The organism is Pseudomonas sp. GW821-FHT01E05 (assembly GCF_059422425.1).
In genome coordinates this window covers 222,379-243,782 of record NZ_JBWKWW010000009.1, presented here as the reverse complement: position 1 = coordinate 243,782, position 21,404 = coordinate 222,379, and the positions used below count along the sequence as shown (strand labels likewise).

At 55.4% G+C, this 21,404-nt stretch carries 19 protein-coding genes; 10 read left to right on the top strand and 9 right to left on the bottom strand.

Translation table 11 applies throughout. From position 1 onward, the window contains the following. Positions 1 to 2: 2 nt before the first annotated feature. The 5 genes from AC07W5_RS21135 to AC07W5_RS21115 form a co-directional block, all read right to left on the bottom strand. Positions 3 to 2,279 (bottom strand): phospholipid carrier-dependent glycosyltransferase, encoded by a 2,277-nt coding sequence (locus AC07W5_RS21135; protein WP_495024255.1) that lies wholly within the window; start codon positions 2,277 to 2,279, stop codon positions 3 to 5. A gap of 196 nt (positions 2,280 to 2,475) precedes the next feature. Next, on the bottom strand, positions 2,476 to 4,947 hold the full coding sequence (locus AC07W5_RS21130; RefSeq protein WP_495024254.1) for a glycosyltransferase: 2,472 nt from the start codon (positions 4,945 to 4,947) through the stop codon (positions 2,476 to 2,478). 101 nt (positions 4,948 to 5,048) lie between these two features. Further along, positions 5,049 to 5,897 carry a sulfotransferase family protein gene (locus AC07W5_RS21125; protein WP_495012962.1) on the bottom strand — a complete coding sequence of 283 codons (849 nt, stop codon included), beginning with the start codon at positions 5,895 to 5,897 and terminating at the stop codon, positions 5,049 to 5,051. Continuing rightward, positions 5,888 to 7,180, bottom strand: a complete 1,293-nt coding sequence (locus AC07W5_RS21120) for an ABC transporter ATP-binding protein (protein WP_495024253.1) — start codon at positions 7,178 to 7,180, stop codon at positions 5,888 to 5,890. The genes AC07W5_RS21125 and AC07W5_RS21120 overlap by 10 nt, the downstream gene beginning before the upstream one ends. Further along, the gene (locus AC07W5_RS21115; RefSeq protein WP_495024252.1) at positions 7,170 to 7,739 is read right to left on the bottom strand and encodes an ABC transporter permease; all 570 of its coding nucleotides are present in this window, start codon (positions 7,737 to 7,739) and stop codon (positions 7,170 to 7,172) included. The genes AC07W5_RS21120 and AC07W5_RS21115 overlap by 11 nt, the downstream gene beginning before the upstream one ends. 542 nt (positions 7,740 to 8,281) lie before the next feature. Between AC07W5_RS21115 and AC07W5_RS21110 the strand changes: the two genes are divergently transcribed. The 4 genes from AC07W5_RS21110 (at position 8,282) to AC07W5_RS21095 (ending at position 13,556) form a co-directional block, all read left to right on the top strand. Further along, positions 8,282 to 9,886, top strand: a complete 1,605-nt coding sequence (locus AC07W5_RS21110) for a response regulator (protein WP_494993648.1) — start codon at positions 8,282 to 8,284, stop codon at positions 9,884 to 9,886. Beyond that, the gene (locus AC07W5_RS21105; RefSeq protein ID WP_494993649.1) at positions 9,883 to 10,575 is read left to right on the top strand and encodes a sensor histidine kinase; all 693 of its coding nucleotides are present in this window, start codon (positions 9,883 to 9,885) and stop codon (positions 10,573 to 10,575) included. Before AC07W5_RS21110 ends, AC07W5_RS21105 begins: the two co-directional genes overlap by 4 nt. Before the next feature lie 309 nt (positions 10,576 to 10,884). Further along, the gene (locus AC07W5_RS21100) at positions 10,885 to 12,126 is read left to right on the top strand and encodes a glutamine synthetase family protein (protein ID WP_494993853.1); all 1,242 of its coding nucleotides are present in this window, start codon (positions 10,885 to 10,887) and stop codon (positions 12,124 to 12,126) included. Between the two features lie 71 nt (positions 12,127 to 12,197). Further along, on the top strand, positions 12,198 to 13,556 hold the full coding sequence (locus tag AC07W5_RS21095; RefSeq protein WP_494993650.1) for an MFS transporter: 1,359 nt from the start codon (positions 12,198 to 12,200) through the stop codon (positions 13,554 to 13,556). 54 nt (positions 13,557 to 13,610) lie between these two features. Here the strand turns inward: AC07W5_RS21095 and AC07W5_RS21090 are convergent, their stop codons facing one another. The 4 genes from AC07W5_RS21090 to flgA all read right to left on the bottom strand — a co-directional run bounded on the left by AC07W5_RS21090 (position 13,611) and on the right by flgA (position 16,203). Beyond that, positions 13,611 to 14,357: a flagellar brake protein gene (locus AC07W5_RS21090; RefSeq protein WP_494993651.1), complete on the bottom strand. Its 747-nt coding sequence runs from the start codon at positions 14,355 to 14,357 to the stop codon at positions 13,611 to 13,613. A gap of 91 nt (positions 14,358 to 14,448) precedes the next feature. Beyond that, a complete protein-coding gene (locus AC07W5_RS21085; RefSeq protein ID WP_494993652.1) occupies positions 14,449 to 14,916 on the bottom strand; it encodes a flagella synthesis protein FlgN in 468 nt (155 codons plus the stop codon). A gap of 48 nt (positions 14,917 to 14,964) precedes the next feature. Continuing rightward, positions 14,965 to 15,291, bottom strand: a complete 327-nt coding sequence (flgM, locus tag AC07W5_RS21080) for a flagellar biosynthesis anti-sigma factor FlgM (RefSeq protein ID WP_494993653.1) — start codon at positions 15,289 to 15,291, stop codon at positions 14,965 to 14,967. Positions 15,292 to 15,441: 150 nt separating this feature from the next. Next, positions 15,442 to 16,203, bottom strand: a complete 762-nt coding sequence (gene flgA, locus AC07W5_RS21075) for a flagellar basal body P-ring formation chaperone FlgA (protein WP_494993654.1) — start codon at positions 16,201 to 16,203, stop codon at positions 15,442 to 15,444. Positions 16,204 to 16,281: 78 nt separating this feature from the next. On the opposite strand from flgA, the gene AC07W5_RS21070 reads away from it, so the two are divergent. From AC07W5_RS21070 to flgE, 6 genes are all read left to right on the top strand, one after another. Continuing rightward, positions 16,282 to 17,214, top strand: a complete 933-nt coding sequence (locus AC07W5_RS21070; RefSeq protein ID WP_495012966.1) for a chemotaxis protein CheV — start codon at positions 16,282 to 16,284, stop codon at positions 17,212 to 17,214. A gap of 44 nt (positions 17,215 to 17,258) precedes the next feature. After that, positions 17,259 to 18,086, top strand: a complete 828-nt coding sequence (gene cheR / locus AC07W5_RS21065; protein ID WP_494993656.1) for a protein-glutamate O-methyltransferase CheR — start codon at positions 17,259 to 17,261, stop codon at positions 18,084 to 18,086. A 360-nt stretch (positions 18,087 to 18,446) separates the two neighbouring features. Further along, positions 18,447 to 18,854, top strand: a complete 408-nt coding sequence (gene flgB, locus AC07W5_RS21060) for a flagellar basal body rod protein FlgB (RefSeq protein ID WP_494993658.1) — start codon at positions 18,447 to 18,449, stop codon at positions 18,852 to 18,854. Between the two features lie 3 nt (positions 18,855 to 18,857). Further along, positions 18,858 to 19,301, top strand: coding sequence for a flagellar basal body rod protein FlgC (flgC, locus tag AC07W5_RS21055; RefSeq protein WP_494993659.1), 444 nt, complete (start codon positions 18,858 to 18,860; stop codon positions 19,299 to 19,301). Positions 19,302 to 19,316: 15 nt separating this feature from the next. Further along, complete coding sequence (flgD, locus tag AC07W5_RS21050) at positions 19,317 to 20,045, top strand: flagellar hook assembly protein FlgD (protein WP_494993660.1); 729 nt, start codon at positions 19,317 to 19,319, stop codon at positions 20,043 to 20,045. Positions 20,046 to 20,075: 30 nt separating this feature from the next. Then, on the top strand, positions 20,076 to 21,401 hold the full coding sequence (gene flgE / locus AC07W5_RS21045; protein WP_494993661.1) for a flagellar hook protein FlgE: 1,326 nt from the start codon (positions 20,076 to 20,078) through the stop codon (positions 21,399 to 21,401). Positions 21,402 to 21,404 lie beyond the last annotated feature (3 nt).

Genomic DNA, 21,404 nt, shown 5'->3' with positions numbered 1-21,404 from the left:
GACTATTGTCTGAATGAGAGTGACTTGAACTCCAATGGAGTTTCAGTATGGCCTGAAGCATAAATGACAGCGGAATGAGCATTTGGCGGTGCAACTACCGTCATCTCATGAGTTGTCCATTCTGTTTTGCAGTCAAACGTCTCAATACTGGCCCTTATGAAGGAGCCTTTGGCATCCATCCAGTTGACTTGAATTCGCCCTGGTGCCGGTGCGGTAGAGCAGCGCGCGAGCACGCTGTTCTTAAAGCTTTGTCCTGGCGTCACTTCGACGGCCTGAATTGCGGGTGTACTCACACTAACCGTAAGAATTTTCCGGGCGCCGTCATAGCTCGATGGAGAAGTCAGCGTCCAGCCATCGAGGTTGGAAAGCTCCGTATTCAACAAGCGTTCCTGGCTGTAGCGATAGGCATCATTGAATTTCCGTAGTTCGATTCCAGTCAATGTTGCGACCGGGGAGGACACTTTGAGTAGTCGGTTAAGTTGAACCTCAGGGAGTTGCGAGGAATCGATGATCAGCCAATCGACCTGGCGACTCAGCAATAACTGCACAAGTTGGGATTCAGTGGTGGCGGCATCGAACTCGGCCTTCCATTTTACGTTATACCAGGATGCGTAAAGGGCATCGCTGTTCAATCCCGCCGTCAATGGGGACGCAAAGACTGCAACGCGACGGTGTTCTGTATTGAGTGCGTTGACGATGTCGACTATTTTCCGTATCGGCAAGCGTTCAGACAGGTAGGCATCACGACCTGTGGCACTGAGCAAGGCGGACGGCACTAGCTGACCATAATAGGTGGCCGCTTGGAGGAACCACATATTTGATGTGATCAACAGGATCCCGGCAATAATTCCTGCTGTCTTGGGAAATATTTTGGTGTCGGAGAAGGGCAGGACAAGTACGACTGACAGTAGTGCGAAAGAAGGGAATATATAACGTAGATACGCAGTGGACTGAAACGTCATGAACAATGCTCCTGCGCCGATAAGCAGGATACGTAAAGCGTTTCTGTTGCCACTCAGGACGAGAGCGACTGCGGCGGTGGGGAGCAGTAGCCATTGGAAGCCTGCCGCGCCGATTTTGCCTTCAATGTATCGATTTGAATTGAAGACCATTCGATAGAGCGTATCCCATGAAACCCCGGTGCCAAAGGTCGCCGAGGGATCGAAGTTCTGACTTGGCCAGAATGGAGATTGGAAGATGGCATTGAAAAACGGGAAGACGGGGTTGCCAGTCAAGTACCACGCGGAGACATAAGGGATAGCACCCGCCAGTATCAAACAAACACTGCCCAGGAGGATGGTCCGGATGACTCCCGGTATGGCCCAAGCTTTGTATTGCGATAAGAGAATAACTAGAAGGACAGGAAGAACGCTCAGCGTCACGGCCTTGGCCGCCAGCGAAAAGCCCAGCATGACACCTGCCAGGAGAAGGTGCGACAGTCGCTCCCTGGCGTCAGGGGTCGAACTTGAAACTTTCAGTATTGCTAGTGTTCCGGCCATGACAAAAGCGGTCCACACACCCTCGATGTGCAGGCTGCTGTTTTCGGCAAAGGCTAGTGGTGTCGACAGGAAGATAAGCATCGCCCAGCGGGAACTGGTCGCGGTTCCTCCTGCCCAGATCACCATTTCCCTGACTTGCCACGCAACGAGCAAGATGAATGCGGAGTTGATCAGGCGCGACGCAGTCTCGTCGGCCAGCATGTAAACAATGCTATAGATCCAGTCAGCGAGCATGGGCATTACGGCCCATACATAGTTTTGTGCATCGAACCCCCATTTATGCTGCTGGGCCATGTGGGAGGGGACGAATAGGTGCATGGCCAAAGCGTCATGTCCGATCTCTGGCATGAACGCGATCAATACGTACAAACACGCGAAGCTGGAGATCAAAATATCGAGCGTCGTACAGGTAACCGTTCCTGAAGATCGGGCGGTTCGTATTCGAATAAGCAGCTCATGATAAATCGATGCGGTGTGTTTGCTACCCAACAAAAGCGCAAGCAAAAGCATTGCAGAATAAAGCCAGGAGTAGTTGATCGTGTAATACGCTGCCAGGCCTGTGAATGTGCCGAACGCGCCGGCTCCGATCAGGAGGTGGGTTGGCCAACTGGCGGAGATCCTGTGGCCCAGGATACATCTGCCGAGCACTGTTGAGGAAAGACCGAACACCGCCACGACAATGATCGGCCACGCGTGTCCACAGGCAATTGAGACACAGGCTATCAACCCGGCACCGAGGACGATCGGTGAGCGGCGGGTAAAGAAAGTCAGGGCGGCCAAGCATAAAGCCGACAATACTATCGCCAGGATGTTCTTGTCCCGGTGGGGAATTTCGAAAGTCGAAAATCCGTACACACTGACCACAGTAGTTGCCAATAAAACGGCCAGTATCACTGCGTATTTTATGCTGTCTCTGTGCAAAATATCGTCTCTGGTGTTCAGCCGTTAATGGTGTACAAATCGCTTGAACAGTTTTTCAAGCGTCTCGATACGTGTGCGGGGTCCAGGCCCCCCACTTGCTCTCATATATCGCTTTGTTCTTTTCGAAGAGCGCTTGTTTTTTCTCTGCTCCCAATTTATTGAACGAGGCAGACAAATGGTGGTGAACAAAAACATCCTCGGCGCAGGCCGCACGCATACCGATGTGCTGCACACGGCGGCAGTAATCGTCATCCTCGAAAAAGCCCAGTCCGTACTCTTCGCAAAGGCCACCGATCTTTTCGTAGGTCGAACGCGGGAACATGACGCAGAAAAATGCCAATGTATTGATTTCGAACCACTTGCCCATCCGTGCGCGTGTGATTTCGGCAGACTCGATGTGCATGTCTGTTATCTGGGTGTAGCGGGTACTGATTCGTGCTTCATTGCCGATATTGTTGGTGATCGGGCCAACGATTCCGATGTCCTGGTTGTCCAGGAGGTGGCGCATCAAACCCTTGGCCCAGCCAGCGGTGACAACGGTATCGTTGTTCAGGATAACCAGATAATCACCACTGGCCGCTGCAAGACCTAGATTGTTGCCTGCGGCGAAACCCTTGTTGTCGTGATTGAGGATGATGATTCGGTTCGAATGCCCCTCGGCCCAGGCTTTCAGGAACGCTGGGGTATCGTCGCTGGAGTTGTTATCGACGACGATAATCTCAAGGTTGGCATAGTTACTATGAGTCACCAGGCTGTCCAGACAGTTTTTGGTCAACTCCAGATTGTTGTAGGTCAACACCACGACGCTGATTTTGGGCATTGGCAGTGTATCGATCGATTGACGCAGGCTTACGGCTCGATGCTGCCAGGTCTGACCCTCTGCAAATAATTGACGTGCCTGAAGCGCGGACTCTGGCTCCGGAAGGCTTTTCAGGACCTCATCTATTGCCGTGACAAAATCAGCAGGGTTTTCAGCTGTCTTGACCAGTTTTCCGAATTGGCTGAGCTCCGGCAGTTTCACCGAAACCACGGGTTTGCCTGCACTCAAGTACTCGTAGACCTTCACCGGGTTGGTGGCCAGTGTCAGAGGAATGACTTTGAACGGAAGCAGGCAGACGTCCATGGCATGGAGATAGTGCGGGAGGGAGGAGTAGGGGACTTCTCCTTCCATGAGGATATTCGGGTAGGCCTTGAGGTATTTCCTGGCGTTTACCGTATCGTTGCCAATCAGCAATATCAGGTGCTGTGGGAAGGATTGGGCGATTTGCTTGAGCAGGTCCAGATCGAACCACTCGGCAATGGCTCCGTAGTAACCGATGATCTTTCTATTCTCGGGATCCTGGTAGATGTTTTCTGGTCGCTGGCTGAAGAAACTGTATTCACCGGCATTGCGGATTACCGCCACATTGCGGTTTTCACGCTTGCCGTGCTGCTCGATCCAGTCGGACGTTGCCACCAGCAGATCCGCTCTGCGCATCAAGGCTATTTCGAGATCAAGCAGTTCCTGAGCGACGTTGCCAAAGCCTTCATGATGATCCATGCAGTCATAGATCAATGTGGAGTTGGGAATGCGCCTTGCGAGTGGGAACCAGTAGGCATGCTGGACAATACAGTGCACGGCATCGACATTCGCCCACTGCATGAGCAGCGCCAGGCTTTGGCATAGTTGCGAGATCGCTGCGGTTGAGGGTGGCGCATAATAGATAGGTGGTGCACCGCTGACTTTCAGGCGGACCTGGAACAGTCCGCTCGCCTCATCCAGATTTTCTACTTCGAAGCCCGGGGCATCGTCATCAAGAAAGTTATTTGAGATGTAAAACGTCGTCTGACCTGCTTTCGCCAGCTCTTTGGCCAGGTTTTGCGGGCGTTGAATACGGAAGTGCCAGTCAATGACGCCGAACATCAGCACTACAGGCTGTGCAGCTGAAGACTGTACATTTACTTTTGTTTGAGGCGGTACGCTCGGCAGCGTCGTGATTTTTGACGACGAAGATGACTCGGCGGATGTTGCTGTACTGGTTTTTAACCAGCGTCGAATACTACGTGCCAGTTTGCTCTTTTGAGCGAGTGTGAGCGGCAGGAGTGCGTAAATTCTGCGCGACCATTTAAAAAGCTGTTTGCGTATGAAGTAACGCAGCGGCGTGCGCTCGATGGTGCTGCCCCAGTCCGAGAGCTTGACCAATTCCGCCTGTTTTAAGGCCAGCTTTGTGCGTAAGTCGACTGCCCAATCGGAAATGGCCACGGCTTCGCTGGTTTTCGCCTGGAGCAATTGTTCGGCATTTTTGAGCTGCTGCTCAGTCGTCTGCAGTTGAGCCTCGATTTGTGCGTGCTGTTCTAGCAGCAATTCGAGTTCGCGGCCTTGAAGTGAAAGACGATTGCGAAGCTCTTGTTCATCTGCGCGTAGCTCGCAGAGCAGTCGATCTCTGCTCTCGATCTCTTTGACTAAATGCAGGCCTTCGGCCGATTTGCTTTCTGCTGAAAGAGCCAGTTTTTCGATGCGATCAACAAGGCGGTCGATCTGTTCCATGCGGTCTTCTGTCCCTTTGGCTGTTGCGGTCGGCTTGGAGTTGATAGGTGCTATGGTCACGGGGGCGCGCTTTGAAAATTAAGTTTTGGTGGGCAAGGGTTTTACTTTGCGGAGTCGCTGGACATTGCCGGCGCAAGTTCATAGCCAAACTCTTGCAGCGCCTCCCGGGCTCTTTCTGCCCAAGGGTGGCAGGATGCATCGCCGAGACTTTTCCAGTTGTAACAACGGCCGTTCATTGGTGGCTGGCCAAGGTTCTGATGATGTGGCAGGTGTCGCAGGTCTTTACCGAAACTCTTCCAGTCGAGCATCCGAGAGTCGAATGTCACCTGGAGGAAGTTGCACATTTGCTTGAGCATTGTTGCGGGGTCTTCGATGAAGTCCTCGTAACGGAGAAAAAAGTAATTCTCAGGATTTTGTGAGGCAAAGCGTTGCAAGTTGAGGTTGGTCGTGTTCCAGATGCCGGGGAACGTCATCTCAATGTTTTGCGGTGCCCAGGATGTATTTTGCAGAGACAACACGACGTCACGCACATCACGGACGATATGAATCAGTTTGATATTCGATTTGAATAATTGGGTATTACGCAAAATTCCAAGCGAACCCAGATCATTGGGTGATTTATCGCCAGCGATAATGGCACCGGTCTTCTGAGCGATTGACGCATACAGGCTTTCGAGTATCGCAGGCACCTTATAGTCGGCGTTGTAAATACATGCCTTGACCTCGCTGGGGCTCAGGTGGCAGCCAATGCTGGCAGCGAAGTCCTTGGTCGAAACAATCATTTCTGCAACCAGCTCGCGACCGATTTGAGCGTTAGGTATACGGTCGATCAAGAACGCGAGTGGAACAATGAAGTCGGTTTCGTGTGGAATAACGATTGCCGGATTCTGGTTGAGCGATTCTTTGAGGAATGTCGTGCCCGAGCGTGGGCTGCCAAATATTATGAACATTGCGATGCCCGCTGGACGCTGAATTGGGTATCGAAACAGGTCATTGTGCTGATTTTCTTGTGGCAACTTACGCTGAAGATAATTGAATTGATTATTCGATCCGCCAGCGTTAGCTGACACCCACCGTCCTGCTCATAGGAAGCGCCGACGCTTATGGAGTAGTGCCCCGGGTGCAGGAGGGGAATGTGGATGCGCGCTTCGATGGTCATGCGCTCGCCAGAAGAGGTGAATCGCTCTGCCGTCATGCACTCCAGTCGGGTGTTGGTTGCAGCTATTTCTTCGCCTCTGAAGTTTCTGACGATATAGCCGAATATCAGCGAGTTATCCGGGGTCAGGCTGGCATTGGCCACGGTGAATCGAAGGATGACATCTGAGCCGCCTTGCACTTCGTCGGTCGGCGTTCGGTCTTTATCGTAAAGGCGTGCACCGATTATCTGACAGCGTTGGTCTCCCAGACGCCTGTCAATGTTGGCGATATGTTCTTCGTCGCCGTTAGAGGACGAGAAGAGGGCAGGGGCGAGCTCCGTTTCTGGAGTGGCAACGGGCATTTGAAAGAGCCAGGCCAGGTAACTGTCGACGACCTCGTTGGACGCGCCGATGCTTCGAATCCGGCCTTGATCCAGCCATATTGCCCGGTCGCAGAATCGTTTGACCAGCATGCTGTCGTGGGTCACCAGCAGGATGGAGGTGCCACGTTCCTGGAGTTGGTGCAGGCGGTCCATGCAGCGATGAACGAAAAAAGCGTCGCCGACCGCCAAGGCTTCGTCAACAATCAGGATTTCTGGATCAATATTGGCCTGGATTGCAAACGCTAGGCGAACATACATCCCGCTGGAGTAGCTCTTGACGGGCTGGTCGATGTATTCGCCAATTTCGGCGAAAGCCTCGATAGCCGCGTAGCGCTGGTCGATTTCGGCGGAGGTAAGGCCAAGTAATGCGCCATTAAGATATATGTTTTCACGGCCCGTGAACTCAGGGTTGAATCCAGACCCCAGTTCCAGCAGTGCAGCAATACGGCCATGGGTAATAATGCGGCCACTGCTTGGATTAAGCGTGCCGCAGATCATCTGGAGCAAAGTCGACTTACCACTGCCGTTACGGCCAATGATGCCAACCGTTTCGCCTTTTCTTATCTCGAAGCTGACATCGTCTAGCACGGGGAAAGCTTTGAAGTACTGCTTGCGCCGTCCCGAGAGCATCTGCAACAGACGGTGTGCGGGCTTTTCATAGACATGATAGAGCTTGCTGAGTTGTTCGACCTGGATAGCAACTTCAGATGACATCGGCAAAGCCTTTTCGTGTTTTCTGGAACCAGGCGAACCCGGCCCAAGCAACCAATAGAGCTACGGCCGTATAACCGGCCAAGCTACCCCAATGTGGAGCCGTACCCCGGAAAAGGGCATTGCGAGCCATTTCTACTGGAAAGGTTAGCGGGTTCATCTGCAGGGCGGCATGCTCGTTTTTCGGGAGCGCCGAGAGAGGATGGAAAATTGGCGAGAGGACGAGCATGAGCATGGTAATAATGCCGACGAACAGGCCAATGTCACGCAGGTACACGCTTAGTGACGCGAGGAGCCAGGAGACTCCAGGTGTCAGCAGTGCAAGGGGGTGAAGTACTAACGGTAAATGAAATATGGTTACGGGGGGAAACCCGAACAGCACCACGTAGAATGCCAGCCAGGCCAGCAGCATGAAAACGGAGGTGAAGAGCGACCAGAAAATACCGGGCATCGAACCTTTGTAGCGGCCGACTATTTCTCTGTGGATCAAGGCGTGGATCAAGTTTCGATTTACACGAAGGCTGTTGATCATTACTGCGGGAGACATGCTAAACGGCTGCATCAGTTGCTCAATCCTTGACGTCATTCAGGTACATATCCTTGAGCGAGATCCTCATGGATTGGCAGATCAAATATAAATTTCCTGACGTTTTTTAACGTCTAAAGGGAGAGTCAGCATGCTCTGCGCTCGCACCAAAATGATATCACCGTCTTGGCAGGCTGGGAATGCGAGTCTTGAATCGTGGGGTTGGCGGGGTTTAGGTAGTGCAGGTGTCGCATAAGCGGCATTGATCCGCTCCCGTTGAGTCGAGTCGCACCACTGCACCAGGTAAATAGGCGATTACTTGCTCGGTACCTATAAGGGAACGCGGCAAGTGGCCGATAACCCGATGGGCAGTTCTCCTCGTTAGCTGCCCCAGTGCCAGGGAAACCCGTAGATCTAGCCCAAAGCGTGCGGCAGGCAAGCGTAATTGAAGGTTTGTGTAAAATTGCTTGATAGCCCATGGCTACTGGCTATCATCTGCGCGCCGAAATGGGCAGCGAAGCTGAGCTCGTCCTTGCATTTTCCTTTGGGTTCATCTTCTTATTTGCCTGGAATCTTCGATGCTGGCGTACCAACAAAAAAGTTTTTTGATCGTCGATGATTTCTCTGATTTCCGCACTTCAGTCAGGTCGATGTTGCGCGAGCTGGGTGTGAAGGACGTAGATACGGCCGACACGGGTGAGCAGGCGCTGCGCATGTGCGCGCAGAAGCGCTACGACTTCGTCCTGCAGGATTACCATCTTGGGGACGGCAGGAAGAACGGTCAGCAGGTGCTCGAAGACCTGATGGTCGACAAGCTGATCAGCCATGAAAGCGTGTTCGTCATGGTCACTGCCGAGACCAGTCAGGCCATGGTGCTCAGTGCCCTTGAGCATGAGCCGGACGCTTATCTGACCAAACCCTTCAATCGCGCAGGTTTGGCTCAGCGGCTAGAGAAGCTGGTGCAGCGCAAGACGTTGCTCAAGCCAATCCTGCAAGCCCTCGATCGGGGCAAGCCCGCCGAAGTCCTGGCTGCCTGCGCCGCCCTTTGCAAGCAGGATCCGCGGTTTGCTCCGTTGTGCCTGCGGTTCAGGGCTGATGCCCTGCGCGATCTTAATCAGCATGAGGCGCTGGAGCGCTTTCTCAACACCATTCTGGCAGACCGCCCTTTGCCCTGGGCCTATGCGGGATTGGGTCGGTCGCTGTTCAAGCGAGGGCAGGTCAGCCAGGCACAGACTCTGTACGAAACGGCGCTGAAGGCTTTCCCGATGATGCCGGCGCTCTACGACGGAATGGCTGATGTGCTGGTCGCCCAAGGAGACTCCAGGCGCGCACAGAGTGTGCTGGAGGAAGCCGTTCGCTTGTCGCCACTGGCTGTGCGCCGACAATCGCTGCTCGGCAAACTGGCGTTGGCTAACGAGGATTTTGAAAGTGCGTCGAAAGCCTACCGCCAGGCTGTAGCCCAGGGACAGCAGTCGCGTTTCAAGGACCCGGAGAGCAATCTCGGTCTGGCCCAGGCGTTGATCAGTAAAGGCAGTGAAAGAGGGCTGGATACGCGGACCCGGCTGGAGATCAATCAGACCCTGAGCGAGGTTGCCAAGGAAAACGTCAACGATCCAGGGCTGCAGGTGCGCGCACGGCTGATGAAAGCCACCAGCCTGCTGCTCAACGATGCCGAAACCGCCGAGAAGCTGACCGAGCAGGCGATGACCCGTCTTGAGGGCATGGAGCAATTCATGAGTGCCGACGCGGCGCTGTTGGTTGCCAAACAACTCCAGCAATTGGGGCAGGCGGATGCCGGTGCATCCATGCTGAAAAACTGTGCGGAAATCTATGGTGACGACCCGGCGGTGATGCAGGGTATTGCCAAGTTGACCGACGACCCGGCGATCCTCAATTCCGGCAACGCTGCGGCCGATCTGAACCGCCAGGGTGTGCGCAGTTACAAGGCAGGTACTTTGGCCGAAGCCCGGGAGCTTTTCCGTCGCGCGCTGGTGCTGCAACCGAAAAACATCAGTATCGCCCTGAACATGGCGCAATCGCTGTTGCACGGGGCCGATGCCAGTCTCGACACGGCACTGCTGCAAGAGTGCCGGGCCTGCTTGAAAATGGTTGGCATGATGCCCGAGAGCGACGCGCGCTATCCGCGTTACCAGAAGCTGCGAAGCAAGGCCTTTGGCGAATGAATGACGGTGACAAGGGGCTCGACTTTTCCACGGTGATTGCCTCCACCGTACACGACATGAAGAACTCCCTGGCCATGCTCATGCAGGCCCACGCTCAGTGGCTCGCACGGTTGCCTGACTCCCAGCGGCAAACCGGCGAGCAAGGTGTTATCGAGTACGAGTTCGCTCACCTCAATGGCATGCTGGTGCAGTTGCTGGGCCTGTACAAACTGGGCGTCAACCAGCTGCCGTTGAAGCCTGATTACCATGAGCTCGATGACTTCATCGAAGCGCAGCTGGTATGTCACCAGGACGTACTGAGCAGCCGTGGCATTGTCGCGACCTATGAAGTCGATGACTTCAGCCCCCTCGGTTTCTTTGATCGGGAACTGATCGGCTCGGTGGTGGCCAACATCGTCAACAACGTCATCCGTTACGCCCGCCATGCCCTGTTGATCAGCGTCCGTGAGGAGGCTGGGCAGCTGGTATTGTGCGTCAATGACGATGGGGCCGGTTACCCGCGGCAGATGATCGAGCGTCAGGCCGATTACGTGCAGGGCATCAACCAGAGCAGTGGCAGCACTGGCCTGGGCCTGTACTTCGCCGCGCGTATTGCCGAGCTGCATCAGCGCAACGGCATGCATGGACGTATCGAGATCAGCAATGGCGGCCCCTTGGGGGGCGCACTATTTAGTCTCTATCTTCCTTGAGCGCCTGCGCTGACGACAAAGGGCTGCAATTGTGCACCTGCGTAACCTGTCTCTGAAATCCTGAATTATCGTTTCAGCCTTCACTTCATTGCTGACCTGCGCCCTATATCTCTGCTTTTTGCGTGTGCCTGCTTGAAATCCTGAACGGGTGGTGCGTATTTTGTACGGGTCGCCGTTCGCGGCTTGCACAGTAACAAGGATTGAGTCATGACTACCGATGGCCACAAATCACTCGTGCAGCGATTGACGGGCATTGATGAGATTGAATGTGTCACTCCGGATCTGAACGGTGTGCCGCGGGGCAAGGTGATGACCACCGAGGGGTTCCTTGAGGGGCGGCGGTTGCAGATGGCGCGGGGCGTGCTGCTGCAATGCATCATGGGCGGCTATCCGCCGGTGCGTTTTTACGGCAGCGATGACGGCGATCTGGCACTCAATGCTGATCCAAAACACATCCATCGCCTGCCCTGGAGCAAGCAGCCTCGGGCTTTGGCGATTTGCGATGCAGACGAGTTGACTGGAGAAAGCTCTCGTCTTTCGACTCGCGGTCAGCTTAAGGCGGTTATCGCACGTTACGCGGCTCGAGGTCTGGCGCCGGTGGTGGCGACCGAGCTGGAATTCTTCGTATTTGCACCCAATACCGACCCGACCCAACCGTTCCTGCCGCCGGTCGGTCTGGACGGGCGTCGTGAGGAAGGTCATTCGGCTTTCAGCGTCAGTTCCAATAATGGCTTGAGGCCGTTCTTCAGTGAAGTGTATGAATGCATGGCGGCGCTGGGTTTGCCGCGCGATACGTTCATGCACGAGATGGGTATCAGCCAGTTCGAGATCAATCTATTGCACGGCGATCCGTTGCTGCTGGCCGATCAGACATTGCTGTTCAAGCATTTACTCAAGGAAGTCGCACTCAAGCACGGCTTGACGGTGGTCTGCATGGCCAAGCCGTTGGCGCATACGCCGGGAAGCTCGATGCATATTCACCAGAGCATTGTGGAGCTGGGTACCGGGCGTAACGTGTTCAACGACGATGCCGGCCAGCCGACCGCGACCTTCCGCCATTTTATCGGTGGTCAGCAAGCGGGCATGGCGGATTTCACCGCGCTTTTTGCACCGAACGTGAACTCTTATCAACGCTTGTGCCATCCTTACGCGTCCCCGAACAATGCCTGTTGGTCACACGACAATCGGGCTGCGGGTTTGCGGATTCCGGCAAGCTCGCCTGTGGCGCGACGGGTCGAGAATCGCTTGCCTGGCGCCGATGCCAACCCGTACCTGGCGATTGCCGCGAGTCTCGCTGCCGGGCTTCACGGCATAGAAAACGAGCTGGAGCCGACCCCGGCTGTCCAGGGGGAATTTGAAGTGCCGGAAAGTTTGTCGTTACCTTGTACCTTGCATGCAGCACTTGAGCGTCTGAAGCGTAGCCAATTGGCAAAGGAACTGTTCGGCAAGGAGTTCATCGAAGGCTACATTGCTTCGAAGACCATGGAGTTGAGCAGTTTCCATGATGAAATAACGCCCTGGGAGCGGCGTGTTTTAGCGGCCCAGGCATAACCGACCCGTCGCCGTCGGGCTATCGTTTCTGGTAGCCCGATGCACAATTCAAGGAGCCGCTCGGAACGCCGATGCGCCAAATCTGGAAATCCTTTCGAGCGCTTTATTTCGCCTCGCTGATGATGCTGATCGGCTCGGGCTTACTCAGTACTTACCTGGCATTGCGCCTGGCTGCCGACCATGTCGACGGTTTGTGGGTCGGTGCGTTGATGGCCGCCAACTATTCCGGCCTGGTGCTGGGCGGGAAAATTGGTCACCGGCTGATTGCCCGGGTCGGGCATATCCGGGCTTACGCGACCTGCGCCGGCATCGTCGGCGCGGCGGTGCTGGGGCATGGTCTGGTGGATTGGTTGCCGGCCTGGCTGTTCCTGCGGATGATCGTCGGCCTGGGCATGATGTGCCAGTACATGGTCATCGAGAGCTGGCTGAATGAGCAGGCTGAAGCCAGGCAGCGTGGCCTGGTATTCAGTGGCTACATGATTGCTTCCTACCTCGGGTTGGTCCTGGGTCAGCTGATTCTGGTCATGCACCCGGCGCTGGGTCTGGAGTTGTTGATGCTGGTCGCACTGTGTTTTGCCTTGTGCCTGGTGCCCGTCGCCATGACCCGGCGCATTCACCCGGCGCCCCTGCATCCGGCACCGATGGAGCCGCGTTTCTTTATGAAACGCGTGCCGCAATCGTTGAGTACCGTGCTGGGGGCGGGGTTGATCGTTGGTTCGTTCTACGGTCTGGCGCCGCTGTATGCCTCTCAGCAGGGGCTTTCCACGGAGCAGGTCGGCCTGTTCATGGGTAGCTGCATTTTTGCGGGTTTGGTGGTGCAGTGGCCGCTGGGCTGGTTGTCGGATCGCTATGATCGGGCGTTGTTGATCCGTTGCTTTGCGTTTTCTCTGGCGCTGGCCGCGTTGCCTTTGGCGATAATGCCCGAGGTGCCACTTGAAGTGTTGTTTGTCGCCGGCTTCCTTTGCTCATTGGTGCAGTTCTGTCTGTATCCATTGGCGGTGGCGTTTTCCAATGACCATGTCGAAGGCGACCGACGGGTTTCCCTAACGGCAATGTTGCTGGTGACGTATGGCGTCGGCGCAAGCATCGGGCCGCTGGCTGCGGGTGTGCTGATGAAGCTGTTTGGCAGTCAGATGCTCTATGCGTTCTTCAGCTTTTTCGCGCTGGTGCTGGTGTGGCGCATTCGGCCTAAAGCGGTGACAAACTTGCATCAGGTCGATGATGCGCCTCTGCATCACGTCGCCATGCCAGACAGTATGTCGAGCTCGCCTCTGGTGGCAGCGCTTGACCCGCGGGTCGATGAGCAGGTCGTGCACGAACAGATGCAAAATGCTGTAAACCTGGAGCCTGAGCCGGAGCACGAAGTGGATGTAACGCCCGAGGAGCCAGATCCGGAGCCTGCGCAAAGCTTCACTCAGGTAAGGCCTTAGAAAAAAACGGGCAGTCACCGAAAGGGACTGCCCGTTTTTTATTGAGGTGTTGACTCAGAAATCGTCTTTATCAAAGCGGCGTGCTTCGCGCTGAAGCTGATAGACGAAACGCTCGACCTGGCGTTGAACCTGGCCGCTCATGTTGTGAAAGCGTACGCCGGCGAAGGTGGTGTCGATCCGCTCTTCGTGATGCAGATAACGCAATTCGACTGGCGCCGTCATTTTGCCGAAGGGCAGGGCGGCAATGAATCGGTCGTAGACCTCGCCCAGTTGCAGGCGGTCGGAGATGTCGCCTTCAAAGCGCAACTTGCAGCCGGTAGCCGAGATATCCAGCAGTTTACCCTTGATCGGGGCTTTAAGCTTTTCGCCGCCGAGTTCGATGTTGACCAACTGAGCCAGTTTCAACGCTGCACGAAACGCATTGCGACGTTGGTGATAGACCACTTCATCAGGCATTGTGCCGCGATAGCAGCGACTGCCATTGGATTCGTCGATCGTCAGAGTGCCGGTGCTTTCCCAGGCAATCCGCACGCCGTCGTGGAAACCTTCGACGCGAAACGCTTCGCCATTGAGCAGAAAGCGTTCGCCATCGCGAGGAATCATCTCGTCCAGGGCGATCATGGTGCTGTCTCGATCGACTTCGACCAGATAGCTCTGAAAGCGCTGGGTGCGCTCATGAAAAGTGATGATCAGTGGATCATGGCTCTCTTGCAGCAACCGCAGATTGGCGGCAATTTCCAAAGGGGTAGTGAGCGCCTTTGGTGGCTGCGGAGCATCTTCTGCGTTTAAGGCATTGAACACGGTTCATCAATCTCCAGACAAATACGACACACGCAAGAGCCGGCATTTTGCCAGCATGTTTCGCGTCTTGATAGAGCGCTCATCTCTGAATTCAAGCCTGACTAAGTGGGCGGGGCTTCGCAAGCTTGGAGGTTGATCCGCGGGCATCATAAAGGGCAGGAGGTTCGCCACCGGTGAGAATCTTCAACTGATTGGCGGTGGTGGCTTGCTGTATCTGGATCGAACGACCGTTGAGTTCGTTGGCTGCCTGGCAGTTGGCCAGAAGCTGATTGAGTTCGTCGCTCTGAGACAGCAGTTGATCGCCAATGGACGATTGCTCTGCAAGTCGTTCCAGGCCGCTTCGACTGGCCGGCAGGTTCAGGCTGATGAGGATCTGGCTGCGTAAACGCCCATGCTGTTCAAGCAAAATGATCAGCGCCTGTTTCTGCGCGAGAATATCTTCGAGCAGTGGCATGTCGCGACCGTGCAAAGCGAGGGCCTCGGTTTGCAGCAACTCCAGCAACTGTTGAGCTGGAGCAAAATCGTCAGTGATCAGTTGCAGTAAATTTGTGTCGTGCATGGCTGGCCTTGGGTTTTAAGCGTCCAAAAGCCTGGCGCAGGCCTTTGGCTAGCGCTGGGCTTCGAAGTTGAGCAGTTTGCTGGCTACACGGTTGCTGTCGACTTTATAGCTGCCATCGGCAATCGCTTGCTTCAACTCGGCCACGCGGGCTTTGTCGACAGCAGGTTGATCGCGCAGCGTGTCAGTGACCTTCTGCAACTGTTGAGCCTCATTACTGAGGTGAACCGACTCCCCGCTTTGGCTGGTACTGGCCTGTTCGGCCGGGGTAATCACCGGCGCGGATTTGCCGGCGTCGCCGGTTTCCTTGCTGCCGCTGGTACGCGTACTGCCTGTGGGTGAGGGGGAGCTGTTTAAACGGCTGAAATCGATGACCATGATAGAAAACCTCTGGGTATTTGGACGCTTGCCATGTTTTCGGCCATACCCGGTAAAACTTTAGGCTCAATTTTCGATGAGCCGGCGCGAGTCGGCACCTGCCTTGCTTGAGGCACAGTTTAGGGAACGCCTGAGTGCAGCGCCAGTTCCCTACATGGCGACGTCCACCTGGCCCGGCGCGGTCACGCGCGCTTTGATTACCCGTTGAGAGTTCAGATTCTTGACCCTGATCTGTTCGCTCAGACCGCCGTTGGACAACGCTTCGCCGGGCATTCGCACATTGAGCGTACCGCTGCGAACGGATATCACCACTTGATCGCCTTTGCGAACGACCTCCGCCTGTTCCATGTGGACAAGGGTAATGACCTGATCGCTGACCATTGGTCGGACGAGTTTCTGACCGATGGCCTGATCGACCGACGTCAGATAACCCTGATTGATCAGGCTGATGTCGCGCTCGCGCAGGATGACGTCCTCAGGTTCGATGATGCCGGCGCGTTTAAGTGGGCGAGTGGTGGTAACGACCTCTCGAAACAGGCGCACTTGAGCGGGAACGAAGACGGTCCAGGGCGAGGCGCCATCGCAACGCACCTTTACGATTACGTGGCCCAAAGGCTGAGCCGGACTTTCCAGCGTCGCTGTCAATTCCTTGTCGCATAGCGGCATGCGCAAGCGAGGGTCGAGTTGATTGACCTGAATTTCGTAGCGTCCTTCGGTGTGGCTGGTTGCCAGATAATCTTCTACGGTGAATTCAAGAAAGCCTTGAGTGACGCCGATAAGCAGATCAGGCAAGGTAACCGGGTCAGCAACGGCAGGGCTGCCAGCGGTGAAAAAGCACAACGCTGACAACGCGCAAAGCAATTTGCGATACGTTGATGTCAGGTGTCGGAAAAATGTCGTTTTTGCGTTCATAGCAGTTAAAAAGCAAGCCCCGTGCCGTTTAGTGATGAATGTGCATCGGATCTTAAGCGTTGGTGTAGGAGTCTGGGCATGGCTGGTGTAATGGATTCGGTGAACCAGCGCACGCAACTGGTAGGGCAGAATCGCCTTGAGCTGTTGTTGTTCCGTCTTGACGGCCAGCAGCTGTATGGGATCAACGTGTTCAAGGTTCGGGAGGTGCTGCAATGCCCCAAACTGACCCTGCTGCCTAAATCCAGTCCTGTCGTGTGCGGTGTCGCAAATATTCGGGGGGCGACCATTCCGATTCTTGATCTGGCAATGGCGACCGGTTCTGGCGGTTTGCAGGATCAAAGCAATCCCTTCGTAATCATCACGGAGTACAACACCAAGACCCAGGGTTTTTTGGTCAGGTCGGTCGAGCGCATCGTCAACATGAACTGGGAGGAGATCCATCCGCCACCCAAGGGCACCGGGCGCGATCATTATTTGACGGCAGTGACCCGGGTCGACAATCAGTTAGTCGAAATCATCGATGTCGAGAAGGTCCTGGCTGAAGTGGCGCCGGCGTCGGAATCCATTTCGGCGGGTGTGGTGGACGTTGAAACGCAGCGCAAGGCGGTTTCCCTGCGGGTGCTGACGGTCGACGATTCGTCGGTAGCGCGCAAGCAGGTCACGCGTTGTCTGCAGACCGTCGGGGTCGATGTAGTGGCATTGAACGACGGCCGACAGGCGCTGGATTACCTGCGCAAGCTGGTCGAGGAGGGCAAGAAGCCGGAAGAAGAGTTCTTGATGATGATTTCCGACATCGAGATGCCCGAAATGGACGGCTACACGCTCACGGCCGAGATCCGCAGCGATCCACGCATGCAAAAGCTACATATCATCCTGCATACTTCGTTGTCAGGTGTATTCAATCAGGCGATGGTGAAGAAGGTCGGTGCCGATGACTTCCTTGCCAAATTCCGTCCTGATGACCTGGCGTCCCGGGTAATCGACCGGATCAAAGCAGCAGATAACAGCTAGGGCGTTTGCCCTTGGCGGTCAACACGATTTAAGAGGCGGCATCATTGTCTACGGGTAATTTGGATTTCGAACAGTTCCGGGTCTTCCTGGAAAAAGCCTGTGGCATTTTGCTCGGTGAAAACAAGCAGTATCTGGTGTCGAGCCGTCTCAATAAACTCATGGAGCAGCAGGGCATCAAATCGTTGGGTGAGCTGGTTCAGCGCATTCAGACCCAGCCGCGCAGCGGGTTGCGCGAGATGGTGGTGGATGCCATGACTACCAACGAAACCCTGTGGTTTCGTGACACCTATCCGTTTGAAGTATTGAAGAACAAAGTATTGCCCGAGTCGATCAAGGCCAGTCCTGGCCAGCGCCTGCGCATTTGGTCGGCGGCGTGCTCGTCGGGGCAGGAACCGTACTCATTGTCCATGTCGATCGATGAGTTCGAGCGGACCAACATGGGTCAGCTGAAAATGGGTGTGCAGATCGTTGCCACCGATTTGTCCGGCACCATGCTGAACAACTGCAAGACCGGCGAATACGACAGTCTGGCCATTGGCCGCGGTCTCTCCGCGGAGCGGCTGCAACGGTACTTCGATCCGAAAGGGCCGGGGCGTTGGGCGATCAAGGCACCGATCAGGAGTCGGGTGGAGTTTCGTTCGTTCAACCTGCTCGATAGCTATGCAAGTCTTGGCAAGTTCGACATCGTGTTCTGCCGCAACGTGCTGATCTACTTCTCCGCTGAAGTGAAGAAGGACATCCTGCTGCGGATTCACAGTACGTTGAAGCCAGGTGGCTATCTGTTCCTCGGCGCATCCGAAGCGCTGAATGGCTTGCCGGATCACTACCAGATGGTCCAGTGCAGTCCTGGAATCATCTACCAGGCGAAGTGATTTGCCAGCGTCATAAAAAACGGGAGTCCTCAGGGACTCCCGTTTTTTGTCCTCCGAAATGATCGTTCCCACGCTCCTGCGTGGGAATGCATCCCGTGACGCTCTGCGTCACATCTCGAAGCGGACGCAGAGCGTCCATGGCGGCATTCCCACGCAGAGCGTGGGAACGATCACGGATCTCATGCATCCCGACATCTCGAGCGGCAGAAAAGCGGCAGGCGGCGGAAATCAGTTGCCGCTTTTCTGGCATTGCCACCTTGCCGATGCCCGCAAAGCCCCGGTTTACGGCCTTTCGTGAATTGGCACGACGCTTGCTATGTTCATCGCACGAAAAATCTGGTCACCCGAAGGTTTCCCGGCATGAGCATCAGCTTCGATAAAGCGCTCGGTATCCATGAACAAGCCCTGGGCTTCCGCGCTCAGCGTGCTGAAGTTCTGGCCAACAACATCGCCAACGCTGACACCCCTAATTACAAGGCTCGGGATCTGGATTTCTCTGCCGTGCTTGCTGCGCAGAATGAAAAGACCAAGAGCGGCACTTTCGCGTTGAACATGACCAATAGCCGTCATATCGAAGCCGAAGGTCTGGGAAATGGCGACGAGACGTTGCTGTATCGCACGCCAATGCAACCCTCGATTGACCAAAACACCGTGGACGCCCAGCTGGAACAGTCGAACTACGCGGAAAATGCGGTCAACTTCCAGGCCAGCTTCACGCTGCTCAACAGCAAATTCAAAGGGCTGGTGTCAGCCCTGCGCGGAGAGTAATCCATGTCTCTTGCCAGTGTTTTCAATATTGCCGGTAGCGGCATGAGTGCTCAAACCACTCGTTTGAACACCGTCGCCAGTAACATCGCCAACGCCGAGACCGTGTCTTCGAGCATCGACCAGACCTACCGGGCCCGTCACCCAGTGTTCGCCACCATGTTTCAGGGTGGTCAGAGCGGCGGCAGCAGTTCGCTGTTCCAGAGCCAGGATGCCGCCGGCCAGGGCGTACAGGTGCTGGGTGTGGTTGAAGACCAGAGCAACCTGGAGGCGCGCTACGAACCGAACCATCCGTCAGCCGATGCCAAGGGCTATGTCTACTACCCCAATGTCAATGTGGTTGAGGAAATGGCCGACATGATTTCCGCCAGTCGCTCGTTCCAGACTAATGCGGAAATGATGAACACCGCCAAAACCATGATGCAGAAAGTCCTGACCCTCGGTCAGTGATAAGGGGCGACTCAGATGACGAGTGTTACCGATACCACGAGCGGCCTGGATCTCAGCCAGATCCTTGCTAACTCTTCGGTCAAGACCAGTACCACCAGCACCTCGGGTCTTGCGGCGGCAACCAGTGGCACTACGGGCAAGAATGCCTTGGGCAAGGATGCTTTCTTGCAGCTGCTGGTCACCCAGTTGAAGAACCAGAACCCGCTGTCGCCGCAGGACAACAGTGCGTTTGTCGCTCAGCTGGCTCAGTTCAGCAGCCTGGAAGGCATCACCACGCTGAACACTTCGGTCAACTCCATCGCGAGTACCTTCCAGTCGTCGCAGGCGTTGCAGGCTTCTTCCCTGGTGGGTCGCTCGGTGGTTGCTCAAACCGGTACAGCCGTGGTCGATACAACCAAGAGCCTGACGGGCAGTGCAGTGATCCCCTCGTCGGTTGCCGACGCTACCGTGAGCATCACGGATAAAAACGGCAATGCGGTGAAAACCATCGACCTGGGTAGCCAGAGCGCCGGTAACGCCAGTTTTGTCTGGGATGGCACCAACGATGCCGGTGTCAAGGTCGATCCGGGCACTTATACCTTCAAGGCGAATGCCACGATCGATAGCAAGTCGACGGATTTGGTCACTTATCTACCGGCAACGGTCAACAGCGTGACCTTGAGTCAAACAGGTGGCGAGATGATGCTCAACCTTGCCGGTCTGGGCGCTGTTGCCCTGTCGAAAGTACAAACTATTGGTCTATAGAGCCAGCTTACGCGGCGCAAGGAGTGGAATATGTCTTTCAATGTCGGCCTTAGCGGTCTCTATGCAGCCAACAAACAACTGGACGTGACCGGCAACAACATCGCCAACGTCGCGACCACAGGCTTCAAGTCTTCCCGTGCGGAATTCGCCGACGTCTACTCGGCCACCAAGTTGGGTTCGGGTAGCAAAAGCGTCGGCAATGGCGTGGCTCTGGCCAACGTTTCCCAGCAGTTCACTCAAGGTGATGTGAACAACACTGGCAACGTGTTGGACATGGGCATTCAAGGGCAAGGCTTCTTCGTCTTGAGCAGCAACGGCTCGCAGACCTATACCCGTGCCGGTACGTTCAAGACCGACAAGGACGGCTATGTCACCAACACCGATGGCACTGCTCGTCTGCAAGGTTATGGTGTGGATGCCAATGGCAAGATCGTCAACGGTGTGCTGACCGACCTGCGGATCGACACGTCCAACCTGGCGCCCAAGGCTACTGGCGCGGTGTCTTCGACCGTCAACCTGAGTTCGACCGCGGCGGTTATCGATCAGACCGTTCTCCCGTTCGATCCAAATAACGTCAACACCTACACCAAGTCGTTCAGTACGCCAATCTATGACAGTCAGGGCAATCAGCACACCATGGATCAATACATGGTCAAGACCGCTGCTAACACCTGGAGTACCTACACCCTGGTAGATGGTCGTAACCTCAATGGCAGTACACCGACGGTGGGTGGTGCGACAGATCCCGTCGCTTCGACTATTACCTTTGACTCGGCAGGCAAACTTGTATCGGTGGCCACACCACCGAATACGCCGGCTGCACCTAACGCAACCAACAGCCTGCAATTGGTCGGCTGGGTTCCAGGCACTGTGACCAACGGAGTCTGGGCGGCCAACGGTTCGAGTGCGAATGCTGCGGGTGTGGCGATCGACCTGACCAATACGACTCAGTTCAACGCTGACACTGCTCGCTCGCTGCCGACCCAGGACGGTTATGCAACTGGTCAGATCACCAACCTGACCATCGACACTACCGGCACCTTGTTCGCCAACTTCAGTAACAGTCAGAACAAGGCTATTGGCCAAGTCTCCCTGGCCAGCTTTACCAACGAGCAAGGTCTGCAGGCGGTAGGCGGTACTAGCTGGAAAGAAACGTTCGCTTCGGGTATTCCGGCCTACGACGCCCCGACAACAGGTACCTTGGGTTCGGTGGTTTCCAACTCCCTGGAAGAGTCCAACGTTAACCTGACCAACGAACTGGTCAATCTGATCAAGGCGCAGAGCAACTACCAGGCCAACGCCAAGACCATCTCGACGCAAAGCACCATCATGCAGACCATCATTCAGATGACTTGATGC